General features: G+C 61.4%; 22 protein-coding genes. 10 read left to right on the plus strand and 12 right to left on the minus strand.

What is annotated here, in order from left to right; translation table 11 throughout:
* The first annotated feature begins 17 nt into the window (after positions 1–17).
* The 6 genes from ACILSE_RS03120 to ACILSE_RS03145 are packed head-to-tail and all read left to right on the plus strand — an operon-like array spanning position 18 to position 3,851.
* Positions 18–329 (plus strand): hypothetical protein, encoded by a 312-nt coding sequence (locus ACILSE_RS03120; RefSeq protein WP_395715887.1) that lies wholly within the window; start codon positions 18–20, stop codon positions 327–329.
* Positions 326–499 carry a hypothetical protein gene (locus ACILSE_RS03125; RefSeq protein ID WP_395715888.1) on the plus strand — a complete coding sequence of 58 codons (174 nt, stop codon included), beginning with the start codon at positions 326–328 and terminating at the stop codon, positions 497–499. Before ACILSE_RS03120 ends, ACILSE_RS03125 begins: the two co-directional genes overlap by 4 nt.
* Positions 496–1,341, plus strand: a complete 846-nt coding sequence (locus ACILSE_RS03130; RefSeq protein ID WP_395715889.1) for a sterol desaturase family protein — start codon at positions 496–498, stop codon at positions 1,339–1,341. Before ACILSE_RS03125 ends, ACILSE_RS03130 begins: the two co-directional genes overlap by 4 nt.
* A 56-nt stretch (positions 1,342–1,397) precedes the next feature.
* Complete coding sequence (locus tag ACILSE_RS03135) at positions 1,398–2,867, plus strand: DUF1501 domain-containing protein (RefSeq protein ID WP_395715890.1); 1,470 nt, start codon at positions 1,398–1,400, stop codon at positions 2,865–2,867.
* 40 nt (positions 2,868–2,907) lie between these two features.
* A complete protein-coding gene (locus tag ACILSE_RS03140) occupies positions 2,908–3,087 on the plus strand; it encodes a hypothetical protein (protein ID WP_395715891.1) in 180 nt (59 codons plus the stop codon).
* 29 nt (positions 3,088–3,116) lie between these two features.
* Positions 3,117–3,851 (plus strand): YqjF family protein, encoded by a 735-nt coding sequence (locus tag ACILSE_RS03145; protein ID WP_395715892.1) that lies wholly within the window; start codon positions 3,117–3,119, stop codon positions 3,849–3,851.
* On the opposite strand, the gene ACILSE_RS03150 is transcribed toward ACILSE_RS03145, so the two are convergent.
* The 9 genes from ACILSE_RS03150 to ACILSE_RS03190 form a co-directional block, all read right to left on the minus strand.
* Positions 3,841–4,428: a hypothetical protein gene (locus ACILSE_RS03150; protein WP_395715893.1), complete on the minus strand. Its 588-nt coding sequence runs from the start codon at positions 4,426–4,428 to the stop codon at positions 3,841–3,843. The two genes, ACILSE_RS03145 and ACILSE_RS03150, sit on opposite strands and share 11 nt — an antisense overlap.
* A 39-nt stretch (positions 4,429–4,467) precedes the next feature.
* The gene (locus ACILSE_RS03155) at positions 4,468–5,826 is read right to left on the minus strand and encodes an APC family permease (RefSeq protein WP_395715894.1); all 1,359 of its coding nucleotides are present in this window, start codon (positions 5,824–5,826) and stop codon (positions 4,468–4,470) included.
* Positions 5,823–7,061, minus strand: a complete 1,239-nt coding sequence (locus ACILSE_RS03160) for a glycosyltransferase (protein ID WP_395715895.1) — start codon at positions 7,059–7,061, stop codon at positions 5,823–5,825. The genes ACILSE_RS03155 and ACILSE_RS03160 overlap by 4 nt, the downstream gene beginning before the upstream one ends.
* A gap of 92 nt (positions 7,062–7,153) precedes the next feature.
* Entirely contained in the window at positions 7,154–8,443 is a 1,290-nt protein-coding gene (locus tag ACILSE_RS03165) for an MFS transporter (RefSeq protein WP_395715896.1), read from the minus strand.
* Positions 8,440–9,102 carry a hypothetical protein gene (locus ACILSE_RS03170; protein WP_395715897.1) on the minus strand — a complete coding sequence of 221 codons (663 nt, stop codon included), beginning with the start codon at positions 9,100–9,102 and terminating at the stop codon, positions 8,440–8,442. The genes ACILSE_RS03165 and ACILSE_RS03170 overlap by 4 nt, the downstream gene beginning before the upstream one ends.
* A 75-nt stretch (positions 9,103–9,177) precedes the next feature.
* Complete coding sequence (locus tag ACILSE_RS03175; protein ID WP_395715898.1) at positions 9,178–9,813, minus strand: phosphatase PAP2-related protein; 636 nt, start codon at positions 9,811–9,813, stop codon at positions 9,178–9,180.
* Positions 9,810–11,018, minus strand: coding sequence for a 1-acyl-sn-glycerol-3-phosphate acyltransferase (locus ACILSE_RS03180; protein ID WP_395715899.1), 1,209 nt, complete (start codon positions 11,016–11,018; stop codon positions 9,810–9,812). The genes ACILSE_RS03175 and ACILSE_RS03180 overlap by 4 nt, the downstream gene beginning before the upstream one ends.
* Positions 11,019–11,084: 66 nt before the next feature.
* Entirely contained in the window at positions 11,085–12,260 is a 1,176-nt protein-coding gene (locus tag ACILSE_RS03185; RefSeq protein ID WP_395715900.1) for a PQQ-binding-like beta-propeller repeat protein, read from the minus strand.
* The gene (locus ACILSE_RS03190) at positions 12,257–13,135 is read right to left on the minus strand and encodes an RluA family pseudouridine synthase (RefSeq protein ID WP_395715901.1); all 879 of its coding nucleotides are present in this window, start codon (positions 13,133–13,135) and stop codon (positions 12,257–12,259) included. Before ACILSE_RS03190 ends, ACILSE_RS03185 begins: the two co-directional genes overlap by 4 nt.
* An 82-nt stretch (positions 13,136–13,217) precedes the next feature.
* Here ACILSE_RS03190 and ACILSE_RS03195 point away from each other — a divergent pair, with 82 nt between their 5' ends.
* Entirely contained in the window at positions 13,218–13,796 is a 579-nt protein-coding gene (locus tag ACILSE_RS03195; protein WP_395715902.1) for a c-type cytochrome domain-containing protein, read from the plus strand.
* A 5-nt stretch (positions 13,797–13,801) separates the two neighbouring features.
* Here the strand turns inward: ACILSE_RS03195 and ACILSE_RS03200 are convergent, their stop codons facing one another.
* Positions 13,802–14,251 carry a YkgJ family cysteine cluster protein gene (locus tag ACILSE_RS03200; RefSeq protein ID WP_395715903.1) on the minus strand — a complete coding sequence of 150 codons (450 nt, stop codon included), beginning with the start codon at positions 14,249–14,251 and terminating at the stop codon, positions 13,802–13,804.
* Positions 14,252–14,411: 160 nt separating this feature from the next.
* Between ACILSE_RS03200 and ACILSE_RS03205 the strand changes: the two genes are divergently transcribed.
* The 3 genes from ACILSE_RS03205 to ACILSE_RS03215 all read left to right on the plus strand — a co-directional run bounded on the left by ACILSE_RS03205 (position 14,412) and on the right by ACILSE_RS03215 (position 18,159).
* The gene (locus tag ACILSE_RS03205; protein ID WP_395715904.1) at positions 14,412–16,994 is read left to right on the plus strand and encodes a protein kinase domain-containing protein; all 2,583 of its coding nucleotides are present in this window, start codon (positions 14,412–14,414) and stop codon (positions 16,992–16,994) included.
* The gene (locus ACILSE_RS03210) at positions 16,991–17,401 is read left to right on the plus strand and encodes a SufE family protein (protein ID WP_395715905.1); all 411 of its coding nucleotides are present in this window, start codon (positions 16,991–16,993) and stop codon (positions 17,399–17,401) included. The genes ACILSE_RS03205 and ACILSE_RS03210 overlap by 4 nt, the downstream gene beginning before the upstream one ends.
* 167 nt (positions 17,402–17,568) lie before the next feature.
* The gene (locus tag ACILSE_RS03215; protein WP_395715906.1) at positions 17,569–18,159 is read left to right on the plus strand and encodes a GNAT family N-acetyltransferase; all 591 of its coding nucleotides are present in this window, start codon (positions 17,569–17,571) and stop codon (positions 18,157–18,159) included.
* Positions 18,160–18,198: 39 nt separating this feature from the next.
* Here the strand turns inward: ACILSE_RS03215 and ACILSE_RS03220 are convergent, their stop codons facing one another.
* Positions 18,199–20,562, minus strand: a complete 2,364-nt coding sequence (locus tag ACILSE_RS03220; RefSeq protein ID WP_395715907.1) for a c-type cytochrome domain-containing protein — start codon at positions 20,560–20,562, stop codon at positions 18,199–18,201.
* Positions 20,559–22,601, minus strand: a complete 2,043-nt coding sequence (locus ACILSE_RS03225; protein ID WP_395715908.1) for a hypothetical protein — start codon at positions 22,599–22,601, stop codon at positions 20,559–20,561. The genes ACILSE_RS03220 and ACILSE_RS03225 overlap by 4 nt, the downstream gene beginning before the upstream one ends.
* Positions 22,602–22,619 lie beyond the last annotated feature (18 nt).

Here is a 22,619-nt window from a genome sequence, read left to right on the forward strand (position 1 = left end):
TTCTTTATCATGGCGGAATGAGATTTCTCCGTGCCGCCGCCGTCTGCTCGTCTCTCGCGCTGCTTTTTAGTTGTGTGTGGTTCACGCAGAAACAGGCGAATCCCACGATGATGCCCAGCTCCAAGCTGCTCGTGCTGCCCAAACCCAATCAGACCACGCCGCAGGCCGTCATGCCCGGCTCCAAAAGCATCGCGCCGCTTCTCACGCCGTCGCAGAGTGCAAACACGCCTCGGATGATCATGCCCGGCAGCAAATCCTACACCGGTGGCACCACGATCAGCTCGGGCGCTTTGCAGACCAACAAACCGCTGCTGCCGCCTGTGCCATGAAGCTGAAAACCAAACTCCTCCGTGCTGGCGTGCTTGTCTTCTCGCTGCTGCTTGCCGCGTTCGGCATGTGGTTCTCGCAAAAACGGGCGTCCAACGAACCAGCGCTGATGCCGAGTTCCAAACTCAAAATCTTTCGTAGCCACGCGCTGACACCGCCTGCCGGGCCATGACACTCCCCGTCGTCATCCTCTCCACCGGCGTGAGCATCCTGTTTCTCGTGGTGCTGTTCCGGCCACTGGAGAAGCTGTTCCCGGCACGTGAGGGCCAGAAATTTCTGCGCCCAGCCTTCTGGACGGATCTGTGCTTCCTGCTCGGCCAATACCTCCTGTGGAGCGGCCTCGTGTTCTGGGCGCTGAATCACTTCCGTGGCTGGCTCGATGGGATCGTGCCCGCGAACTTCCGCGCGAGCGTCGCCGCGCAGTCGTGGTGGCTGCAGGCGGTCGAAATGATCGTGCTCAGCGACTTTCTCATCTACTGGGCGCATCGACTGCAACACAAGCTGCCCTTCCTGTGGCGCTTTCACTCGATCCATCACAGCGCAGAGCACCTCGACTGGCTCGCGGCGCACCGCGAGCATCCGCTCGATACGATTTACACCGTCGGCATTATCAATCTGCCCGCCTTCATCCTCGGCTTCCCGTTGGAGACGCTGGCCGGGTTCCTCGCCTTCCGGGGCCTGTGGGCCATCTTCATTCACTCGAACGTGCGTCTGCCCATCGGCCCGCTGCGCATGCTCATCGGCGCGCCGGAACTGCATCACTGGCATCACGACAAGGCGCGTGACGCCGGCAACTACGCCAACATCTCGCCGCTCATGGACATTCTCTTCGGCACCTACCGCTGCCCCGATCACGAGCCTGCCGCTTTCGGCATTCACGAGCCCATCTCGAAACATTACCTCGGCCAGCTCTGGCACCCGTTTCGATGGAACAAACAGAGGGGGAATGATTCTGGCCCGAACATGGACTTTCCCGCTCCTGCCGGACAAACTGGCCTGGAAAGGCAAGAATGACCATCCCTTGTCGTATTCGCCGCTGATTCTGATCCACCTTTCACCCAACGCACCCCATGTTCCGCATCCCTGGCGCCCTCGGCAAAGATCTCTGCGACAAAGACCTCGGCATGACCCGCCGCGACATTCTCCGCGTCGGTGGTGGCACCATGATGGGGCTGACTCTCAACAATGTGCTGCGTGGACAGGCGATGGCCGCAAACTCGCCGAATGTCGGCCGTGCCGGCTGGGGCAAGGCGAAGCACGTCCTCATGATCTACCTCCAGGGCGGCCCGTCGCACCTCGATCTCTGGGACCCCAAGGAAAACGTGCCGGACAAAGTGCGCTCCGCTTTCAAAACGATCCCGACCAAGGTCCCTGGCACGCACTTCACCGAGATCCTGCCGCAGTTCGCGAAGGTGAACGACAAGTTCACCATGATCAATTCGATGAGCTACACGCCGAACGGGCTCTTCAATCACACCGCCGCGATCTACCAGATCATGACCGGCTACACGACGGACAAAGTGAGCCCCTCCGGCCAGCTCGAGCCGCCGAACGCCAAGGACTTCCCGAACTTCGGCTCGAACATCATCCGCCTGAAGCCGCCGCAGGAGCCCATGCTGCCCTTCGTGCAGCTTCCGCGTCCCTTGCAGGAATCCAACGTCGTCGGCAAAGGCGGCGGCGCAGGCTTCCTCGGCAAGGCCTACGATCCTTACACCCTCTTCCCCGATGGCGATGACCTCGACATGGGCAAGATGGACCGCATCAAGATCGACGACCTGCAACTGCGCCCCGACCTTTTCAGTGTGCGTCTCGAGCGCCGCGCGAAGCTGCGCGATGCCATCAACGACCAAATGCCCGTCATCGAGGCCGCCACGAAGGACATGAGCCTCGACAGCTACTACAGCCAGGCCTTGAATCTCATCTCCAGCGGACGCGCCCGCGATGCTTTCGCCCTCGACCGCGAGCCTGAAAAGCTCCGCGACCGCTACGGCCGCAACACCTTCGGCCAAAGCTGCCTCCTGGCGCGTCGCCTGCTCGAAGCCGGCACCCGCGTCGTCGAGGTCATCTGGCCGAAAGTGGCCAATTCCGACAATCACAGCTGGGATCACCACGTCGGCCTCACCGAGCGCATGAAGGGCAAATCCGGCCCGATGCTTGATCAGGGCCTCAGCGCTCTCTTTGAAGACCTTGATGCCTCCGGCCTGCTCGACGAAACGCTCGTCGTCGCCCTCGGCGAATTCGGTCGCAGCCCTGAAAAAGGCGTCTCCACCTCCGGCAATGGCAACAGCGCCGACGGTCGCGACCACTGGCCCTACTGCTACACCGCCGTCATCGGCGGCGCCGGCATCAAGCGCGGCTACGTCCACGGCAAATCCGACAAAACCGGCTCCGCGCCGACCGAAGACGCCGTCCACCCGATGGAACTCCTCGCCACGATCTACCACAGCGTCGGCATCGACCCCGAGACCATCGTGTACAACCACCTCAACCAGCCCCGCGAGCTCGTGAAGGCCAAACCGGTGACGAAGCTGTTTGCGTAAAGTTGTCCTGTTGCTCCGCAGCCGGGGGCACCCGTCGCCCATGACCACCCGCTTCATCTTCGACGGCGCGGACCACTTCGACGAGCGTGCGCGTCTCATCGCGGAGCGGCTCGCGAAGCATGAGCGGGAGCTCCGTGCCTCCTCATGGATCACCCGTTGGCTTCTGCGCCGAAAAATCATCCGCGGAGTTGACCGGGAGCTTTTCGGACGGCTGTATTGACTGAATGACGCGTATGCTACTTTTCACGCATGCCCGTCATTCCCTCGCTCAAATCGCGTCTCGCCGTCCGTGAGCGTCCTGCATGCGCTCACGTGATGCTCCAACGCTGGGAAAAGCTCGCCTTCCTGCACTGGCGCTGGGACGCGGATGAAATCCAGCGCACGCTGCCGCCGGGATTGTTCGTGGACACGTTTCAAGGCGATGCGTGGCTTGCCATCGTGCCGTTTTACATGCGTGGCATCCGTCCACGTTTTCTTCTCGCTGTGCCGGGCATCAGTGACTTTCTGGAGCTCAACGTTCGCACCTACGTCCACGACGAAGCGGGTCGTCCTGGTGTGTGGTTTTACTCGCTCGATTGCAACCAGCCGCTCGCCGTCTGGACAGCGCGCACGTTCTTCTGTCTTCCGTATCAGCATGCGCGGATGCAGGCACGTGAGAGCTCGTGGATCGACTACACCTGCCATCGTCGGGGCGAATCAGGAGCGTCGCACTTCCGCTATCAAATAGCTGATGGAACACAACACGCGGAGCCAGGCTCGATCGAGTTCTTCCTCGCGGAGCGCTACCTGCTTTTTGCGCACACGTCACGCGGCATTCGCTTTGGCCAGGTCCATCACGTGCCGTACCCTCTGGCCGACGTGAAACTCGACGCGTGGGACGTCAATCCGCTGCTCCAGGCAGGATTCGCCGACCCGCAGCGACCGCCGGATCACTTGATCGGCTCGCCGGGCGTCGATGTGCGGGTGTATCCGCTCACCGCATGAGGACCGTGATGCCTTCTTCCACGACAGGTTTCACGGCACGAAGCTTCTTGTCGGTGGAGCTGAGCTGCTTGTCGCCTTGCAGGTATTCCGGGATTTCCTCGCTGCTTGGGTTGAAGCGCACGCTCAACTTCGCGGCCAGTTTGCCACCCTCGAAATTCGCATAGCCGCCGTAGTCCCAACTGAAACCGGCGACCTTGAACGGCTTGCCGTTGATCTTTTCGACCTCTTCGATGCTCATGCCCGCCTTGAGACCGTTTTCAAAGGTCCACGCCTTGCCGATGATGCGGATGTCGAACACGACCTTCTTTCCTTCCTTCTCCGGATCCCACACGATTTCCAGTTCGCGCTCCGTGCCTTCAAACAGCTTCGCGCCGGGGAAGGTCGAGCCCTCAGGCCCTGGCAGATCCATGTTCTTGAGGTTCTTTTTGCCGTAGGCGCGTTCGATGTCTGCGGCGGTCATGTTCGGCTTGATCAACCCGACCCGCTTGCCGAGAACGATCGTATTGTCTGCCGGATCGAACTCGTCGGCATGAAGAATGGCGGTGAGAAGCAGAAGGCAGGAAAGAATGCGTGTCATGCGCTGAGTACATCAAGAAGCACCGCGAAAATCAAGCCGTCACTTTGCGGCTGCGAACGGCCATGAGCGTGCTTTCCAGCTCCAGGCCAGGAAAACACCGCTGCCGGCGACCAAAGCCAGCGCGCCATAGCCCAGCAGCATGCGATCCGTCGTCAGCAGCAGGTAAACCCAGCCGACGAGCGCCAGCAGCGCTGGAAGCGGATACAGCCACATGCGGAAAGGCCGCTCCATATTCGGTTTCAGGCGACGCAGCATCACCAGCGCACCGATTTGACCCGCAAACTGCACGACGATGCGCGTGGTGAGCAGTCCGTCGATCAGCGTGCCCAGCTTCACGAAGGTGGCCGCAGCGGCGATCAGGCCGACGACAATCAATGACACATGCGGAAAGCCCAGCGTCGGGTGCAGACGGCCAAACACGCGGAAAAAGCTGCCATCCCGCGCCGCCGCATACGGGATGCGTGAGTAACCGAGCAGCATCGCGAAACAGCAGGCCACCATCGTCCACAGCACCAGCACCGTGAAAAGCTGCGCGAAGTCGTGGCCGTAGATTTTCGCCATCATCATCGTCACCACCGGCTTGTTCACGCCTTCCGCCGTCACAAACTCCCGCCACGGCACCATGCCGATGATCGAGAGGTTCACGGCGAAATAGATGAGCGCCACCAGCACGAGTGAAAGCATCACCGCGCGCGGAATGACACGTCCCGGCTGCTTCACTTCATCACCGATGAAGCAGATGTCGTAGTAGCCGAGGTAGTCATACATCCCGATGCGAGCTGCCGCGCCCAGCGCGATCCATTTCGTCGTGTCCATCGTCCAGGCACCCTCTGGGAAGTCGAAAGCGAGCTTGGCATCGAAATGCATCGCGCCAGTGACGATCACCACCGCCATCGCCAGCAGCGCTCCCGCCCAAAGCATCACCGTGATCTTCCCAATCGACTCAATCCGCCGATACAGGAGAAAGATCACCAGCAGGCCGACACCCGCGCCCGCGCACAACCGTGTGGAATCACTGCTTTGTGGCCACAGCGGTTGCAAATACTGCGCCACGCCGATGTAGGCCGTCGCCAGCTCCAGCGGCCCGCTGAGGATGAACTGCCAGATGAAGAGAAAGCCCATGAAGCGGCCCCATTTTTCGCGCCCGTAGCCTTCGCGAAGATAAACATACGATCCGCCTGACTTTTGCAGCGCCGCGCCCAGCTCGCTCCACACGAGACCATCTGCCAGCGCCACGATGAGCGCCACACCCCAGCCGAGCATCGACTGCGGTCCGCCCATCGTTAGCATCAGCGCCGGGATCGTGATGAACGGCCCCGCACCGAGCATGTTCGACATGTTCAGCGCCGTCGCCTGCAGCAGGCCGAGGCGGCGTTCGGGTTCAGCATGGGCATTCATCGTCTGATTCGTTCTTCGATCCAGCGCATCAAAACGTCCATGTCCGGGGCTTTTGAAATCCGATCCGCACATTTCGCAGCCGCTTCGCGCATGGCTGTTTGGCCCAGCAGTCGCTTGAGCTCATCGGCTACTCGTTTGGACGTGAATTGTCGCACGCTGAGGCTGATTCCTGCCCCGAGTCGTTCGACACGATTCGCGTTGTCGGGCTGATCGTGCGCCATGTGCATGATGAGCTGTGGCACGCCAGCGGCGAAGGCCTGAGACATCGTGCCGATGCCGCCGTGATGCACAAACACGCTCGCTTGCTTCAGCAGCGTGCTGAACGGCGCATACTCGACGGTCAGGATGTTATCAGGAAGACTCGGCGGCACCTGTTTCGGCTCACGCGTCACAAAAACCGCCCGGCAGCCGACTTGCGCGACGGCTTGAGCCGCGACAGCAAAGAAGCGTGAGGCCTGCACATTCGCGCTGCCAGGTGTGAAGACGACAGGCTTCTCACCAGCGGCTAAGAAAATCTGTAACTCAGTCGAGAGTGGCTGCTCCTTCGCCAAATCCTCCAAGGGAAAGGTCCATTGCAGCAGATTCGTCGGCCAGTCGGGCTGCGGCGCGGCAAACCACTCAGGGAAGAGTGCCAGCACACCATCGGGCGAGTCCCACCACTCACGCCAGAGGCTTCGCGGTGGTTTGACGCCGTTCACTTCACAAATGCGCCGCACTTTGGGCAGTGCGAAGAGATCGACCGGATTTGGCAGCGAGAAGAGCGCCCGCTTGAACCACACCGGCATGGCACGCAGCACACGCATCGCCGGATGCAGCAGTGGCGTCTCATGCACGCTCAGAAACACGGCGGGTTGCAGATGCACCGTGATCAAGGGAATACCATGCTTCTCGCGTGCAAGGCGTGCGCCGAACGCCGTGACGGGTGCGAGCATGAGATCGACCTTCCCGCAGCTCTCAATGGCCGCGAGATATGGCTCCACGGATTTCGCAGCGAACTCAAACACGACCTTGGTGCCAATGCCGAGCTTCCAGATGCGCGGATCGCGGATCATCGCCTCAAACTCTTCCTTTTCGCCCAGCGAAACAAAGTTCAGTCCAGCACGTCTTGCCTGATCCTCAAACAAACACGCCGTGATCATCGTCACACGATGTCCACGTGCCATGAGATGCCTCCCCAGCCAGATGAAGGGAAACACATCACCAGCGCTGCCGAAGGGAAGAAGAAGGATGTGCATGGCAATGACGAATGGCGAATTCAGAATGACGAATGAATGCTGAAGCCTGAATGCCTCAACGCAATGGTCATTTGGACTTCATTCGTCCTTCCTCATTCTGGTTTCGTCATTCCACCCGGACTCGTCCAGCGTTTGAGCAACGCAGGCAGTGCGCCCGGCCTCGACATCGTGACGTAAACGCCCGCGATCACGGCGCAGGCTCCACAGAACCAAAAGATGTCTCCCGGCGTCCAGCCGAGGCGGATGTTCAGTTCCTTTTGCAACAACGCCGCCGCGCTGATGCCGACCCACGACAACCACGACGCCGCGCCCTGCACCGAGCCTTTGCGATCCGCCGGTGGACGATGCTGCAACACGGCGGCCAACGGCACGATGAACATGCCGCCACCAATGCCGAGCAGTGTGAGGCAGACTGTGAAAGCGGACTTCGAAATGTCATCGATGCCGAGCGCGAAGCCCATCGCTGCCATGAGGAAGGCTCCGAGTGGGATGAGGCCATACTCGACATGATCGCCGCTCAGTTTGCCCGCCAGCAGACTGCCTGCGGCCATCCCGACGGCCAGCGCGACTTGCAACGCGCTGTTTTCCATTGGCTTGATGTGCATGACCTGCTCCGCGTAGAGGACGAGGTTCATCTGAAGCAACACCGCGATGAAAAAGAAGCCCGTGTTGCCGAGATTTGCGCGCCACAGGTCGCGGTCCGTGCGCATCCACTTAAACTCACGCCATAGGTCGCCGAGGAAGTTGAGGCGCAGCGGCTTGTCAGGACTCGCGGCGGGAACACGCGTGATGCCCAGGCTCATCAGCCAGCCAATCATCGCGAGACCGAGCAGGATGCCGCCGGACCACGCCGGTTTGCCCGCAAAGCTCTCCGCCAGCCACGCGGCAGCCAGTGTGCCGAAGATCGCGGCGAGGAACGTGAGCATCTCGATCACACCATTGGCCCACGAGAGTTTTTTCGGCGGCACCACCTCAGGCAGAGAGCCATACTTCGACGCGGCGAAGAACGCACTGTGAACGCCCATGAGGCAGATGCTGGCGAGTTGCAGGCCCATCCTGCCCGAGGCGAGCGCATAGGTGGCGAAGACCATGATGCCGATCTCCATCGTCTTCACGCCGATCATCACATGCCGCTTGCTGAAGCGGTCCGCCATCCATCCGCCAAACATCGAGAGCAGCAGGAAGGGAATGGCGAAATACATGCCGGAATCGGACACCAGGCTGTCGAGCTGCTCTTTCGGCATCTTTTGCGCGATGACCAGGTAGATGACGAGCCACTTGAGCACGTTGTCGGAGAAGGCTCCTTGAAACTGCGTGCCCATGAGGCACCAGAAGCCGCGTTTCCAGTTCGTCTCGTTGATCACAGAGTTGGGGGAATTCATGCGCGTTTGGCGGCGGCTTGTTCAGGCGTGGGGCAGATTCTCTTGAGCAGGAAATGCGTCGGCAGATACACGAGGATGACGAGCAGCGCGATCCATGTCACGAGATAAAGCTCTGCGCCCATCCAGGTCTGCGGCTGCGCATCGTCCATGCCGAAGACGTAGTTCACGTTGCGCGGCAGATTGCGATCCGGCAGCGTTTCACCGGCTTTAGGCAGGACAAAGAAGGCCGTGAGGCACAGCCCCGTCGCGGAGGCCGTCCAGCCTTTGAAGGCGCGATGATCGTAGCCGAGCTTGAACACGAGAAAGACGAGCAGGAAGGGCAGCCAGCCGTGAAACAGTGACAGGCCACGCAGAAAGAGCGGCTTCTGCTCATCAAACATGTAGGCGGTCATGCCGGTCATTTTTCCACCGGTGAGCTGCACCGCGAAATCCACGCACCACAGCGTCTGCGGCATCAGGATGCCCACGGCGGGCAGTGAGATGAGCAGCGGCTTTTCCAGCCACACACCGACGAGTGTGAGCAGCAGTGCGATGTCGCAGAAGTAGAGGAAGTTCGTCGGACCGTAGTGATACCAGTAAACGGGAATCAAAATCGCCATGAAGGCGGTGTAGGACACTTTGAGCCACAACGGGATCGCGGGTGATGGACTTGGTTTCATGCGAGGGGATCTTCCAGCGCGAAGGTCAGGCCGGCTAATCGACCTTTTTTGAGTTGGTATTGAGAAAAGGCATGATCAGCGCAGCCAGGCGTCGATCGCGGGTGAGACATGGCCCGCCATGTGATGTGCAAAAAAGGCTACCGCAGCCCCGGCGATCACGTCCAGCGTGTAATGCGCGCGCAGAACCAGAACGGTCGCCATTTCTCCTGCCGCGATGACGATGGAGGCGATGCCGAGCCACGCAGGTCCGGTCTGTGAAAGCGTCAGCGCACCAAGCACGGCCAGCGCCGTGTGACCGGAGAAAAAGAAGTCATTCCCCACCTCATACGTCACCAGCAAGGAGGGGCGGCCCGGATGCCGCCAGATCATGCCGGGAGGCGGCGGCAGGGTGCAGATGGCCTGTGAAAGCTGCCGCAGGCCGAAAAGGATAAGTAGCGCGATGAAGGGCGCGAAACTGCCGCCAAATACGGCCATGCCGATCACGGAAAGGCCGAGCACGTTGATGAAAAATGAGCTGATGATGAGCAGGCGGTTTGCAGCGCGATCATTCACACTGAGCCAGCCGTGCCAGCGGGAAGTGAGATCGTGAACGAGATCGCCCAGGCCGTGACGTGGCGTGCTTTTGCGGGCGATGAGGATTTGCGTCCAATGCCAAGCGGCCAGCGCGAGCACGACGACGCCGAGGCGGATGAGGATGGTGGTGAGGTTCATGAGTTGCGATGGTTGAGGGATTCAGTCATGAGCGCTTCGAGCTGCTGGCGCACGGCAAGCGTGACCGGATCGGCGGAGACGCCACGCGGACGCTCCGGCGAGACTTCGATGGCATCGCCGATCATCACGACAGCGCGCATCGCCGAGTGTGGTCGCGCGACATCAGTGAGGTCTTCTTCAAAGCGCTCCACCGTTTCCAGGAGGCGCTCCGGTGCGTCCGAGGTGTCGAGATAACTGCCGGGATAGCAGTGAAGCTGCTGCACGAGATAAAGATCCGCCAGTTGCCGCCAGCGCGCGGCCTTGTCCGCCTCGGAAAGGGTTTCATCGAGCAGATCAGGCACGATGGCGGTGCGCAGGGCCTTGATGCGCTCCATTGTGTCTTTGTCACGACGCGGTGACTTGAGCCACTGCGACTCCAGCGGAGAGAGGAGATGATCGATCAAGGTGCCGACACGTTCCGCGAGCGATCCACCGCGTGCCGCGCCGAGATACTCGATCTCTTTGAGCGAGAGCAGCGCCTCGCCGAGCTTCGCCACACGTTCGCGCAGGGAAAGATGCGTCTGCGGCTGCCAGGAGAGCTTCGTTTCGATGTCCTTGAGCACGGGGCGCAGCGTGGTTTCAAGATCGCCCTCGAAAAAGTAGCGGAGGAAGGTGGGATGGATGACCACCTTGCGTTTCGAGTCGATTTTCGCCGCCAGTTTGGCCCCCAGCCTCGCCATGAAGGCCACACCGTCCATGAGGTTAGCGAGATGATCGTTGCTGCGGGTGATGAAGCCTTCGGGAAAGACGATGAGCGGCCTCCGTGCCTCACCGAGGATCTGCGTGGCATGATTGAGTGACTCGCGGTCCATGCCTTCGCGAAACATGCTAAAGCCGCCCATGCGCGGCAGGAGGAAGGATTGCACGCGGCTCTGATGGAAGATGTGCCAGCTCGCCATCGTGCTGAAATCGCAGCGCACATGCGGACGCAGACTGCGTGCGATCACCATCGGATCGCACGGGCGGCAGTGATTCGCGGCCAGCAGCATGCCGTGGCCGGAGTTCAGCGAGTCACGCAGCTTTTCCGCTCTGACGCACTCGCAGGACTCGATGCCATAAACCTTCCGCAGATGCCCTGGCAGCCAGAGATGCACCAGCGCGCTCCAGAAGCGGCTGTTGCGGGAAGGGATGAAACGATAGGGTTTGTCGATGATGAGCTGTTGCATGACGCAACCGTGCCCATGCAATCACCGCTCCTCGAATTGATATAACCTGAGGTTGTATCGAGATGATCAATTGACGCTCACGCACACCATCTGGCCTGCCGCGTTGCGCGCATAGATGCGGCCGTTGGCGAGGACTGGGGCGCTCCAGCAGCGGCCGGAGAGCACAGGAGTGCGGGAGATCGGCTCAAACTTGGCCGCATCAGCCTTCGCGATGATCAGTTCGCCTTTCGCGGTCATGATGATGAGCTTGCCATCGGCGGCCTTGAGGGAGCAGAAACCGGTGGAGGGCTCGTTCCATTTTTCCGTGCCGGTGGCGAAGTCGATGCACTTGAGGGACGCGGTTTTGCTCTCGTCGCCGTCGCTGCCATAGAGGTGGCCCTCGATGAGCACGGACGAATTGAACTGGTTCTTTAGCACACGGCTGCGCCAGACTTCCTGCGGTTCTGCGGATGCGAGATCAAGCAGGGCACAGCCTTTGTTGTAACCGGAGGAGATGAATAGTTTCGTGCCACTCAGGATTGGATCGGCCGCATTCACGCCATAGCTGGTGGACCAGGTGTGCTCCCACATGACGCTGCCGTTTTTCGGATCGACGCCTTTGTAGGCACGACCGGAGCCGATGACGACCTGAGGTTTGCCGTTCACCGTGATGGGGTAGGCCGTGGAGTAGCCGGCGTTGTCGGTGTCGGACTTCCACACGAGCTTACCGGTGGCTTTTTCGACGGCGGTGCCGGCTTTGCCGACGTTCAGGATGAGCAGATCGCCGTAAACGAGCGGGGAGCCGGAGAATCCCCAGTCAGGGATGTTCGCCTCGGTCTCCTGCTGGATGTTCTTCTGCCAGACGATCGTGCCGGTGGCGGCATTGAAGCAAAAAAGGTCGCCCCAGCGGCTCAAATGATAGGCCTTGCCACTTTCAATCGTCGGCGTGGCCGAGGTGCCGCCTTCGTAATACTTGTCACCGAGATCGGCGGCGTAGTCGTGCTTCCACACTTGCTTTCCGCTCAGGGCGTCGAAGCAGAACACGGTGTCCTTGCCGTCCGCGTGGCCCGTCGTGTAAACACGGCCATCCGCGACGGTGAACGAGGCGAAGCCGATGCCGATCTTCGCCTCCCAGAGCTTCTTCACCTCTGTTCCGGCCAGCTTTTCGGTCGAGACGCCGTCGTGATTCGGTCCGCGCCAGACCGGCCAGTCGGCGGCTTGGGTGACGGTTCCGAGGGCGAGGAGTAGAAGCGCGGTTTTCATGCGGAAGGATGGATGAGTTTCATCAAAACGCCCGGCAGCGGCAAGGTGAACGTCATTTTTTCATCGGTCGCGGGATGGACGAATTTCAGTTCGGTGGCGTGGAGGGCGAGGCGTTTGGCGGGATCGGTCTTGGCGCCGTAAGGAGTATCGCCGACAATGGGGTGGCCCATGTCGGAGAGGTGGACACGGAGTTGGTGGCGGCGGCCGGTTTCGAGTTTGAGTTCGACAAGGGTCCGGTCGGCAGTGCGCTGGAGGACTTTGAAATGCGTGATGGCCTCGCGGGTGTCGTCGCCGGGCGGGACGCTGCGGACGCGGAGGGAAAACTCCTCGTTCAAGTGGCAGCGCAGGGTGCCGGAGTCGCGTTTGATGACGCCTTCAACCACGGCGAGGTAGGTCTTGTCAAACTTGTGCCAGTTCTGCTGGAGGATGCGTTTGAAGGGCTCCGTCTTGGCGAAGACGATGAGCCCGGAGGTGTCGCGGTCGAGACGGTGGACGATCCAGACGCGGTTGCGCGGATCGGTGGCGCGGACGTGGTCGGTGAGGGCGGCGTAGGCGGTGCGGCCCTTGCCGGAATCGAGAGCGACGGTCAGCCAGCCTGCAGCTTTGTTCAGGACGATGATGGCGTCGTCTTCGTGGATGATTTCGAGTCCTGGGGGGAGGGGTTTGGCGGCTTTTTGCGGGGCGCGCTCGACCTTGATCTCGATCTTGTCGCCGGGGCGCAGTTCGTGGTTGTGACGGGTGATTGGTTTGCCGTTCACGCGGACGCTGCCGAACTTGAGCCACTGTTTGACGCGCGTACGCTTCACCTCCGGCCAGTTCGCGAGCAGGAAGGGCAGGAGTTCGGCGGGGTCGGTGACGGTGCGCAGGGGCGACATGCTGCTTTCATGCCACGGGAAAAAGAAGCTGGCTAAGGAAAAGCGGGATGGCACGTTCTCCCCGCACTCCCAACGCGCCCCCATGCTCAAAAACCACATCATCCTGATCTCCTGGTCACTGACCGCCGCCCTGGCTGGCGCGGCCGATTTCAAAAAGGACATCCAGCCGATCTTGGAAAAGAACTGCTATGAATGCCACAGCGTGAAGACCGGGAAGAAGAAGGCCGGTTTTGTCTTCGACGACCTGGAAACCTTCAAACTGGACATCGCCGACAATGACGTGGCGCAGATCCGGCCCGGCAAGCCTGCGGAGAGCCATTTCCTGGAGATCATGGTGAATGACGGGAAGAACCACATGCCGCCGAACCAGCAGCTCTCGTCCAGCGACATCAAGAAGATCACCGAGTGGATCGCGGAGGGGGCGAGCTTTGAGAGCGGCGCGCCGAAAATGACCGTCGCCGCGAGCACGCCGAAGAAATCCCTGCCGCCGATCATGAGCTGGACGAACATGGAGGGGAAGACAATCAAGGCCGGATTTGTGCGCCTTGAAGGCGAAAATGTGGTGCTGCGCATGCCTGCGAACGCTCAGGAGGTCTCCTACCCGCTGGCGAAACTCTCCGAGGCGAGCCAGAAGCTGGCACGGGACTGCGCGGCACCGTGAGGCAGCTACTTTTCCGCCAGCGCGGCGCTGACGGCGGCCTCCAGCGGGCGCGAGCCCGAGCCGCCAAGCTGCTCGTCGAGGGCTTCGAGGCGCTGGATGAGGTCGGCGACATGTTTACGCGGATACATTCCCCCGGCTTCGGCGCAGAAATGCGTCCGGCAGCCGAAGGGGCGGTGGGTGTAGATGGTGCAACGGCCATCGCGGCCTAGCAGCGGGCATGCGCCGTCCGGGTGAGGCTTGAGGGCTTTGCGACCGCTGGCGCGCACGCCCTGCGCGGCGTAGAGCGCCTCGCCTCGCGTAAGCAGCGGGGTGTGTCCTGCCAGGCGAAAGTGGCAGCAGCCAGTCCGCATGGCACACTGCCGGGGCAGGGGACGGCGTTCGACCTCGGCATAGATGGCCTTGATTTCGATGTGGGGGTCGGCCTTCGGGTTTTTCATGCGGCGTGGAGTCAGCATGGGCGTGCTGGCATTTGTGGCACGCGATTTTTGCAAAGAGGCATTTGAGATTTGAGATTTCCCATTCCGCCACCATCGTACCTGCCCTTGATGACTCTCCAGCCTGTTTTTCGAGCCATCCGGGACAATTCAACCGCCCCTAGAGAGAACCGAAGCACGCATGAGTCTGCCTGATATTGCCGGACATGAATTGCAGGACCTGGTAGGCAGCGGGAGGTGCGGTGCCGTTTACCGCGCGGTGTCCGCGAACGGCAAGGCCTGCGCGGTGAAGGTCTTCAGCTCGATGGCGATCAACCGCAAGGCGCTGGCCACGGCCTTCCGCGCCCTGCAGCAGATGCCGCACCACCGGGGCGTGCTGCCGGTGGAAAATTACAGCTTCGACAAGACGCCGTATTTTTGCGTGATGCCGCTCGTCGGCGTGATGACGAAGGACAGCCATGGCCGCCGCCAGTGGCAGACGCCCACGTTGGAGGCTGTGTGCAACGGACTGCCGCCGGAGCAGGCCTGGCGGCACATCTACGAGGTGGCGGACGCTCTGGCCTGGCTGCACAAGCACGGCATCCCTCATGGGAATCTCCGTCCCGCCAACGTGCTGCTCGAAGATGATGCGGAATCCTCGATTCGCCTGACCGACATCGCTCAAGGCTGGGTGGGAGGCATTCATCACCTCGAGCTGACGGATCATTTCGTGCATCTCTGCCCGGAGCAGGCGGAGAATCCGGACGGTGTGTTTGCGGGCTACGGCCCGACGTGGGACGTGTACAGTTTTGGAGTGCTGGCGTATCGCCTGCTGAACGGCATCCTGCCGCGTGGCGCGGAGATGTGGGCCAGTGAAGTGGAGCGTGCGCAGCAGCAGGCCGCGTCCGGTCTTGCTGCGCAGATCGACAGCAACGCGCTGCTCGCCGCCGTCAAATCACAGCCGAAAGTCGTCTGGCCGCACCCCGCGCAGTCAAAATGGGACGAGCGCCGTCGCAACATCATCGAACGCGCCCTCGACCTGAATCCCGCGGCGCGTTGGGCGGACATGCGCGAGGTCGTGCGCGAGTTCGAGGTGCTCGAAAGCGACTACCTGCTCGAAGAATCGCGCGAGCAGACCGTCCGCGAGCGTCAAAAGCAGGCGAAGAAGGTGCTCACTCTGCAAACCGCCGCGCTTTCGCTGCTGACCATCTTCGTCCTGTGCTTTATCTACGCGTTTGTGACCCTGCGCCGCGCGCAGAAGGCCGAGAAGACCATCGACAGCCTCGGTGCGAACCACAAGATCGAGATCGACGCCCGAGAGAACCGCATCGCAACGCTGACCACCGAGCGAGACACCTCTCGGGCCGCGAAGGCCGTGGCGGACCAGAATTTGCAAAACTCGCAGAACGCGGTGGACCAGTTCCTCACGCAGTTGCTGCAAACGCCCACGGGCAACGAGATGGAGGCCGGTTTCCAGAAGGAGCAGCTCAACGACGCCCTGGCCTACTGCATGCGCGGACTGACCGCGCTGGAAACTTCTCCCGCGCTCGGCGTCGAGCGTTTGCGCGCGTATGGAAACATCGGCCAGCTCCACCTCCGGCTGCGCAACACCACGCAGGCGGTGGAATACCTCACCAAGGCGCGGGAACAAGCGCTCGACTTGATCAGCAAAGGAGCGGGCGAGGGCGCGCAGATTGCCCTCTACCAGCAGTGGCTCGGCCGCTACAGCCTGCTGCTCTCCGACATTCGCGGCCGTGAGGGCCGTCATGCGGACTCGTTGCTTCTCCTTGGCGATGCCACTGTCAATCTCGACAAAGGCCTGGCCGCTGATCCTAAAAACCGCCTCGCGCGCAACGAATGCGCCCGTGCGTGGCTTGAATACGGCCTGCGCACCCTGCGAAATGGCGACATGCCAGGCTCCGAGCAGGCGCTGGCGCGCGTGCCGGTCATCCTCGACCCAAAGCTCATCGGTCACGACCTCATCAATGATGAAAAATTCATCCTCGCCCGCGCCAAGTTCGCCAAGGGCATCAGCCAGCGAGAGGCGGGCAAGATCGAGGAAGCGCTGAACACCCTCATCGACTCCGTGAAGGACATGGGCGAGCTCGTGCTCGGCAGCAGCCCGCGCAATCAGGACCAGGCGTTGCTGCTCGCCGAGGCCTACACCGAGCTCGCAGAGCTCATCGGCCGTCACTTCAGCGGCGCGGATGCCAAGGAGGCGCACAGCCAGGCGCTGCCCATCCTGCTCGAACTCAACCGCCTCATGCCGGAATGGGCCGAGGTGAAGTATTTCCTCGCCCGCAACTACGGCGCGCTCGCCTCGCTCGCACGGGATGCCGGGAACCCCTCGGAGGCCTCCAAGAAAAAGCAGGATGCCATCGAGCTGGTGAATGAGATCCTTGCCGATGACAAAACGAACGCCCGCTACGGCTTCCTGCTGGCCAAGCTGCGCGGCGAATACGCCGAGCTGATGGCCGACACCGGCAAGACCACTGCTGCGATCCCAATCGCGAAGCAGGCGGTGGAGTCCATGGAGGCGCTCATCAAGGCGCTGCCGGAAAGCGACAATCTTACACCCGAGCGCCGCATGTGGTCCAGCCAGCTCGCGCAGCTTTACGGCGCGCTCGGCCACACGAGTGAAAGCGCCGGCAAGAAAACCGAGGCGAAGGCAGCCTTTGCCAGCGCCGTCGCCATCTGGGAGAAGCTCGCTGCCGCCATCGCCAACGACGAGGCCATCCAGGCCGGGCTAAACTGGAGCAAGGGCCGTCTCGCGAAGATCAAATGACATTGGTGGAGAAACAGTGGTCGTTGATCGACGACCTGAACATCATCCACGACCCGCATGAGCGTCTGAACGCCGTTGTCACACGTGGTTCGTCGATGAAAATCGCCGAGGAGTATAAAACCGACTCCAACCTCGTTCCCGGCTGCGTTTCACGCGTCTGGCTGCATGGCGAACTTGTCGATGGACGTGCCCGTTTCTCCTGCGATGCCGAATCCCCGATGGTGAAGGGCCTCGCCGCGCTCTTGTGCGATCTTTACGACGACACCGACCCCGCCGAGGCCGCAGTCATCGAGCCGGAATTATGGGAAGCCTGTGGTTTCACTAAAATGCTGTCCCCGACGCGATTGAACGGCCTTGCGAACATGCGGAGGCGGATTCGGGAGATGGCAGAAGGCTTCGCCCAATGACGCAACCAGAATGAGGAATGACGAATCAAGCTCCAATTAACGTGGAGCATTGCTCATTCGGATTTGGAAATTCATTCGTCATTCGCCATTGATTCGCTTTGCTCACCCTCCGGCTCCTTTCAGTCGTCTGTCTCGCTTCGCTCGGCTCTGGCTTCGTCATTTTCATCATGCTCCGCCTCCAAAACTTTCACGGCTCAGAACTCGAACCGCATCTCGACGCGCTCGGCGAGCTGCGCATCGCCGTCTTCCGCGAATATCCATATCTCTACGACGGCAGCCTCGAATACGAGCGTGACTACCTCCGCGTTTACCTGCGCTCCAGCGGCAGTCTCGTGGTGCTGGCGTTCGACGGAGATCGAGTGGTTGGCGCGACGACGTGCCTGCCGATGCTTGATGAAGGCCCGGAGTTTCAGTCGGCGTTTGCGAAGGCCAGTTACGATCTCTCCACGATCTGCTACTTCGGCGAATCCATCCTGCTGCCCGAGTATCGCGGCCAAGGTGTCGGGAAGGAGTTCTTCACGCGGCGCGAGGCGCATATTCGCCAGCTTGGCTCCAGGTTCAGCACATTCTGCGCCGTGGACCGTCCCACCGATCATCCGCTGCGTCCCGCAGGCTATCGCCCGCTCGATGATTTCTGGCGCAGCCAGGGCTACACGAAGCATCCTGAGCTTCAGGCCACGTTTGTGTGGAAGGAAATCGGTGAGGAGACCGAATCGCCGAAGACGCTGACTTTTTGGATGAAGCGATGGCCTGTCTGATCTGAAGCCTGTCGGACACGAAAAGGACGGGAAGGCGTCTCACGGTTTGAACTCCGCCACGATCTTTGCGCTGGTGACATCCCAGGCACGGAGCACGCCTTCCTGATCACCGCCGAGGATCAAATCACCGCCGCGAGTGGCGGCGAGGGATTGGAGGAAGCCGGTGGCACCGGGGAGTTGCTTCACTTCGCCGCCGTCGCTGGTGATGAGGCGCAGCTTGGTGTCGCCAGCACTGGTGGCGATTTGATCAGCCGCGCCAAGATAGCGGATGCCGGTGACCTCTTTGTCCCAGCCATCGACGTTCTTGCGGCGGTCGCCGGTGGTCCAGTCCCACACTTTGACGACGTTGTCCGCTCCGCTGCTGGCGAGCAGGCGGCCATCCGCACGCCATGTCAAGCCGAGAACGTGATGCGTGTGGCCTTCAAAGACCTTCACGACCTTGCCGCTGGTCAAATCGGTGATGCGCACGGCCTTGTCGGCTCCGCCGGAGGCGAGGAGCTTGCCATCCGGCGAGAAGTCGAGCGCGAAGACGCTGTCGAGGTGACGCTCGGCGTAGTTTTTCACGAGCTTGCCGGATTCGATATCCCACAACGTGATGTCGCCACTGCGCGAAGGCTCGCCGCTGCCGATGGCGAGTATTTTGCCATCCGGCGAGAAGGCGAGGCTGTTCGCGCGGTCGGTGATCGGCGACTTGGCATCGCCTGTGCCGAGCGTGCGCTCCAGCACCCATGCCACGCCTGTGCTGCCAGGGGCGATCGGTTTTCCGGTGACCGTGCTCCATGCGAGCGGCTCGCCGGAATCGAACGTGGCGATCAATTCGAAGCCGTTCGGGCTGAAATGCAGCGCCTTTGCTTTCTTCATGGAGGCAGCGAGCGCTTTCGCGGCGAGATCGCGGTCTGCGGCGGCTTTCTCCGATTCCTTTCTCACGACCTCGAGACGTGCCTTGGCATCCAAGACGGTCTGTTTGGCCTTTTTCTCGTTTTCAGTCACGAGTTTGATCTCGTTCGCCGTGTCGGTGATGGCGGCCTCGCCGCGTGTGAGGGCTTCTTGAGCGAGTTTGAGGTCAGTGGCGGCTTTGGCGGCCTTTTCTTTGGCTTCGGTCTGTTTTTTGAGCAACGCATCCGCCGCCGTTTTGGTCGCGGCAGTGATTTGATCGGCCACGGCCTTCAAAGCCTTGTCCGCAGCGGCTTTGGCATCCTCCTTCGGCTTGATGGCCTTCTGCTTCTCAGCCAGACCGGCCTTGGCGGGATCTGCCTCTGCTTTTTTGAGGTCTGCTTGGGCTTGCGCGAGTTCCGCACTGGCTTTGGTGACTCCGGCTTGTGCTTCCGCCTGCTTCTTGGCGAGAGCTTCATCAGGCTTGGCAACTTCCGCGCCAACGTCCTTTGCTGCCTTTTCCGCAGCGGCCGTCGCATCTTGCTTGGTCTTCAGATCTTTCTTCTTGTCCTCCAGGCTCTTTTTCGCCAACTCGGCTAGCTCGTTGGCTTTCTTCAAACGGTTCGTCTGCTCGGTGGCGTCGGTCTCGGCCTTCTTGATGGCCTCGTTTTGATAAGTGACCTCCAGCGCTGCGCGCGTGGCGGCCAGCGTGCGTTGCGCGAGCGTCTGCTCGGCGAACAAATCGGTCTTGATATGCGCGACGAGCTTTCCGCCCGTGGTTTCGGTAATCTTGATCGTGTTGTCGGCCTCTTGAATGGCGGTGAACTTCGGATGCGCGGGCACCGGCGCGGCTGCGGGCTTGTTTTCGCGTTTCCACAGCTTCACCTCACGGAAACTGCCCGTGGCCAGCCGCATGCCGTCCGGGCTGAAGGCGAGCGACTGCACAAGATCGCGATGCGCGACGCCGGGCTGCTTGTAGAGGCCGGATTTGAGCAATGCGTCATCGGTGAGCTTCGTGGAAAGGCTGTGCGTGGGCAGATGATAGATGCTGATCTGGTTCGCCCGTGCCGCGGCGGCGAAATCGCCCTGCGCGGTGGTGGCGAGGGCGAAGATGGGCTGGAGTCCGGCGGGCAGCGGCTCCCATGCGATGATCTTGTCACGCTTCGGCGAAGGGCGCGCGCCTTGATCAATCCAGTCCTTCAAGATGGCGAGCTGCTGCGACGTGAGGTTCACCGCGCCGACCTTGTTGCCCTTCGGCGGCATCTCGCTGTCCCATGTGTGCGCGGCGGCCTGGTAGATGATGCTTTCGGCGCCCTTGCCGGGGATGAGGCCCTTGTCGGTCTCGCCGCCCTTTTCCATCAGCGCGGGGGTCTCCATGTTCAGCCCGCCCTTGGTGGTGGTCTTGTTGTGGCAGGCGATGCAGTTGTCTTTGAGGAAGGGATAGACCTGCGTGTCGTAGTCAATGGGCGCGGCGGTGGCGGCGATGACGAATGCAGAATGCAGAATGCAGAGAGGAACAAAGGATCTCATTTTTTGGCGACCTCCTTCACGCGGACACGGATGGGATTGGAATAGACGGCGAAGACGGCTTCTTTGGGGGCGGCTTTGGCAGTGAGGTCCTTGACGAGCTTGTCGATGTCGGCCTTGGCTTTGTCAGCCTGCTTGAGCGCCTCCGTGGCAGCTTTGACGAGCTCGTCTTTCTTTGGCGTTGTGTCCGCCTTGGCGGCGTCGAGTCTCTTCTGCGCCTCCTTTTGATCTCCAAGCGCTTTTTGGGCGTCGGACTCGGCCTGGGTGAGTTCTTCGAGGTTGCGGCGGATTTTCATCTTTGCCGGGCCTTGGAAAATGAAGCCGTAGTCGCCGGGGGCGAGCTTCAAGGTCTTCACATCGAGGGTGAATTTACCATCGGTCGCTTTGGCGGCGATGTCAGCCTCGGGTGCTTTGGTGGCGTCCGCGATGAGGCCGAGGGCTTTGAGCTTGAGGGCGTCGGCAAAGTCGGCGTGGCGGGTGACTTTGAGGGCGATGTCGAGTTTGGCGTCAGCGGCGACTTCCAGGATGTCGGTTTTCTCGGTCTGGATGAAGGCGGGGGCGGTTTGCGTGCTCACACCGAGCGCGGGAGCGGCGGTGGTGCGGTAGAGCGGGCTTTCCTTGGTCATGTCGGCCACGTTGTAGCTGACGAACTGGCTCTTGGTGATGCCGCTGAGCACGCTGGCACCTGCGGGAGCATCGGCGGCGGCTTGGAAAGCGATGTAGCCGAGTGACTGGCCTTTGCCGATGAAGCCGCCGAGGCAGGTGACGCCGGCGGGGAGATTTCCAGCCTTCAATTCGATCGGCTCGCTCAAGGCGTTGCGATTCGGCGCGACGACTTCGAGCGCGGCGATGCCGTTGCGCGGGACGTTCGAGCTGCCGGACTCGGCGGTCTTGGTTTTGGCTCCGGGCAGGATGGGATTGATGGCGATGAGTGCCGGAGGCTTCGGCGCCTCTTTGAGGATGCGCAGCTCAAAGGGATGTGTGGTGCCGAAGGCGTCGTTCAGCGTGAGTCGGAAGGTGCCGTCGGCCTTGGCTTCGTAGGCGTAGGAGGGGTCGCGGTTGAGCACGGCGAGGCTCGGCGCGGGTGTGATGGCGGGCGCGTCGGCGGCTTCGGCCTGCGCGGTGAGTGTGCCGTCGGCTTTGAGGTTTTCGATGACGAGATGCGGATCGGTGGGATGGCCGAGCTGATTCGAATGGACCTCGATGATGAACTTCTCTCCCGTTTTGAAGGCGAGATCGAAGCTGTGCGTAGCACCGAGCGGCAGGAAGGCGTCTTGAATGGTCTGGCCGATCTGAACGGGACGCACGGGGCCTGCTTGGCTGGCGAGACGAGCCTGAGGCGGCGTGGTGCTGAGCGTGACGCGATAGCTGTAGTCGTCGCCGGGGCGGAACATGAGCTCGTTCAGGCGGAGGCGATAGGTGGCGTCGGCTTTGGCGGTGAAGGTGAGCACACCATCGCGCATGCGGGCAAGTTCGCGGCCCGTGGGAGCGCTGACGGCGGCGAGCAGTTCCGTGCGTGTGTCAAAACGACGGCCATTGAAAGTAGCGGTGATCGTCTGGCCGCTTTTCGCATCGAAGGTGAACCAATGCGGTGCTGCTGACTTGAAGACGCCCTGGATGACGGAGTTGAGCGCGACTTTGTGCGCTTTGTCGGCCTTGGTGTTCGTGCCGGGTGATTCGACGGTGTCGAGCGTGCTGATTTCAAACACGCGCGGATTGGAGACACCGTAGCGCCCAACGAAGCGGAGATCGTAGAGCGTGGGCTTCAGGTCGGCAGGCAGCGCGAAGCTGACGACGTTGGCCTTCGGGCTTTTGACGGGAATCGAGCGCTCATTCAGCAGGATGGCGATGGGCGCATCCAGATCAGTGCCGCGAAGCGTGAGTTCGATAGTCGTTCCGGCTTTGGAGCCGAGTGGAGCGATGCCGGTGAGCGCGGGAGTGGGGAACGTGGCTTGGGAGAACGCTGAAACAGCAAAAGCAACGAAGGCTGACGCCACGATGCTAAATGCAGAATGGCGGCGGGGCACGGAACGAGAGTTCATGGGCGTTTGGCGAGTCCT

The sequence above is a fragment of the Prosthecobacter sp. genome (assembly GCF_044236155.1).
GTDB lineage: Bacteria > Verrucomicrobiota > Verrucomicrobiia > Verrucomicrobiales > Verrucomicrobiaceae > Prosthecobacter.